Origin of the sequence: Vibrio sp. 1874, from assembly GCF_033344395.1 — a bacterium.
GTDB classification, from domain to species: domain Bacteria; phylum Pseudomonadota; class Gammaproteobacteria; order Enterobacterales; family Vibrionaceae; genus Vibrio; species Vibrio alginolyticus.
The window spans coordinates 1-1,032 of record NZ_JAWPOR010000190.1; the positions used below are offsets into that span (position 1 = coordinate 1).

Annotated in this window: 1 protein-coding gene; it reads right to left on the minus strand. The window is 43.6% G+C overall.

Annotated features, from left to right (window positions below):
• Positions 1 to 1,032 (minus strand): NADP-dependent isocitrate dehydrogenase (locus tag R8N46_RS25525; RefSeq protein ID WP_318189819.1); only part of this gene is annotated, 1,032 nt, incomplete at both ends.

The window sequence follows — 1,032 nt, forward strand, 5'->3', positions numbered from 1 at the left end:
CATCGACAATGATGTCGCTTGGGACATGCAAGTTTGTGATGCCACGATCCGAATCAACCATCGCAAGTTCAGGCTGAGTTTGGTAAACCGCCTGAATTGCCGCTTCAATCTCTTCTTTCTGTGCTGCTGGTAGTGACTCGATTTTCGAGTAAACATCACCAAGACCATTATTTACATCAACGCCAAGCTCTTCGAATAACTTACCGTATTTAGCAAAAACGTCTTTGTAGTACACTTTTACAGCGTGACCGAAGATAACCGGGTCAGAAACCTTCATCATCGTCGCTTTCATGTGTAGAGAAAGCAGTACGTCTTGCTCTTTCGCATCTGCAATTTCTTTTTCGAAGAACTCAACCAATGCTTTTTTCTTCAGTACAGAGCTATCAATAACTTCTTTGTCTAACAGTGGGAAAGCAGATTTTAGCTCTTTTACAGAGCCATCTTCGCCAACAAACTCGATTTTTACTTCTGTTGCGCCAGAAATGGTTGTTGATTTCTCGCTACCAAAGAAATCGTCACCCGCCATGCTTGATACATGAGATTTAGAATCTGATGACCATGCACCCATTGAGTGTGGGTTTTTCTTTGCATAGTTCTTAACAGAAAGTGGCGCACGACGGTCAGAGTTACCTTCACGAAGTACTGGGTTTACCGCACTGCCCTTAATCTTATCGTAAGCCGATTTAATCGCTTTTTCTTCGTAAGTACTTGGCTCTTCTGGGTAGTTTGGCAGGTCGTAGCCTTTAGCTTGAAGCTCTTTGATTGCGGCTTTTAGTTGAGGAATAGAAGCCGAAATGTTTGGCAACTTGATGATATTTGCTTCTGGTGTTTGTGCGAGTTCGCCCAGCTCAGTTAACGCGTCGCCAATGCGTTGCTCTTCTTTTAAGTGCTCTGGGAAGTTAGCGATAATTCGACCCGCTAGTGAAATATCACGAGTATCTACGTTGATGCCAGACGATGCAGTAAACGATTGAATGATTGGTAGTAATGAATAAGTTGCTAGCGCCGGCGCTTCATCAGTGATGGTGTAGA